Below are 2155 nucleotides of genomic sequence, written 5' to 3' on the forward strand. Positions count from 1 at the left end.
GCGTTGGTGAACAGGTCGGCCAGCGGGTTGCCGTTGGCGTCCGTCTCGTAGGGCACGGCAGCCGGCATGTTGGTGCCACGCAGGCGCACGTACTGCGAGGCCTGGACCGCCGGGATGCGCAAGCTCATCTTCAGGAAGACGCTGTTGTCCACGCCTGACGACACTTGAGTCCAGGCCGAGCCGCCGTTGCCGCTGAAGGTCTTCAGGATGGCGGCCGACGTGTTCTTGGCGGCGGCCGGCACGGCCGACAGGCCGGCGGTGCTGCCGTCGGCGCGCAGCCAGTCGGTGTTACGCGGCCATTCGCCGGCGTAGTCGGCCGAGCCGGGCGTCCTGTAGCCGGTCACGAGGCCACGGACGACGTCGACGTGGTCCAGCACCGGCTTGTTGATCGGCTGGTTGATGCCGACCTGCAGCAGCGATGGGTTCGGGAACGAGTAGGGGGCGAAGTTCGCACCGTCCGGGTCGCGCAGCACGACGGCCACGACGATCTCGGCACCAGGGCGGACCGCGAGCTTCTCGCCCATGGTGACGCAGCCGGTCTTGTCGATGTCGGTGGCGTTGGTCGCCGCGGCGACGGCAATCGCCTCGACGGAGGCGTTCGTCCGGGCGGCGATGCCCGGGTACGAAGCGCAGGCCACGAACGCCAGGCGGTCGATCAGCTGGCCGGAGGCCGCCCAGGCGTTGCCGGTGCGCAGGCCGTCGACGATGGTCTGCGGGCGCAGCTTGTCGGCACCGTTGCGGACCAGCACGTGTGTGCGCTGGTATTCGCCGGGGTAGAAGTCCTGCGACGAGCGGCGGTCATCCGGGCCGAACTGGCCGCGGTTGTGCCAGTCGGAGCTGGCGAAGAACCAGAAGCCGCGGCCTTCGCCGAGCAGGGCGTCCCAGACGCCGCCGACCTGGCCTGCATAGACGCCGGTGCCGCCGTAGGTGGTGCCGCCGACGGAGTCGGTCAGCACGCCGCCGATATTGTTGCGCTTGACCTGGTACTCACCGCGGTTGTCAGACGCGCCGTGGCCCGGCTGCGACTCGAAGCCGAAGGCGACGTTGGGCGCGGCGTTGTTGAAGTTGCGCAGGTGCTCGATGTTGTAGCCGTTGTTGCCGTTCGGGTTGAACGGGCCGGCGCGCTCCAGGTGGGCGGGCACGTAGTAGCTGGCGTTGCCGTGGAAGTTCGCCATCCACTTCATGGCTTCGACGGTCTTGAGGTGGCCGCGCGTGCCGACGCCGGTGCCGGTGGCGGGAATGAGCTTCTGGCCGGTGGCGCTCCAGCCCAGGGTGGCGGAGGTGGAGTCGGCGCTGTTCGGGTTGGCGCAAGTCCAGTTGTTGCCCGTGCTCGAGCCGGTCACGTTGCCGCGACTGGTGTCGGTGTCGTTGCGGTCGAAGCAGTAGGACCACTGGGCCAGCGCGTTGGCGTTGCCGAGCGGCGAATAGCCGGGGGCGGTGGGCAGCGTGACGGAGTCGACGGAGGCCGGCATCTGGCCAGTGATCACCGACATCGAGCTGTGCTCATGGCCGGCGACGACAGACTCCAGCCCGAGGAACAGCGGCAGGTTCTTCTGGGCCGCGAGGTACTCGATGACGGGGTACTGGTACTCCTGCAGCGACTGCCAGCGCCACATGTTGCCCGTGCCGCCGACGCCGCCGCCGTTGCCCTTGAGGTTGGCCGCGCCGATGCTGTTGGCCCAGGTCGTCGTCGGGCCCTGGCCGGCGACATAGGGGAAGGCCGGCGTGGACAGCGAAGCGTCCTCGGCCAATGTGCAATTGCGGTTGCCATTGCCGCCGTGGCCGGCCTGCACGAACCAGTCCAGGCCCCAGGGCGTCTCGGACTTGTCGGTGACCTTCTTCACCAGCTTCTGCATCGAGATCGAGCCGTCCGAGCAGGTGGTGTGGTTGTGGAAGTCACCGGAGACATATTTGCCCGGCGTCTTGCCTGCGGCGGTGGCGACGGTCGGCGCGATGACGACGATGCTGCTGAGGGCAGCCACGGCGGCCAAGGCGATCTGGCTCTTGGTGAAATAGTGGGGCATGGAAGCGGCTCCGAAAGGGAATAGGGGAGGCGTGGAACGGGGCGGATGCTAGGAAGCGGCCGTGACCCTGGCGTGACGGCATCGCGACGCTGCTGAGACGCGTTCAGGGCAAGCCGGCGAAGTCGACGTTG

General features: G+C 68.4%; 1 protein-coding gene. It reads right to left on the reverse strand.

The window, feature by feature from the left end:
• The coding region (locus AC1DU6_RS28605) for a hypothetical protein (protein ID WP_477861272.1) at positions 1-2024 on the reverse strand (2024 nt) is incomplete at its 3' end.
• Positions 2025-2155: the final 131 nt, after the last annotated feature.

Source organism: Roseateles sp. P5_B10, from assembly GCF_056400485.1.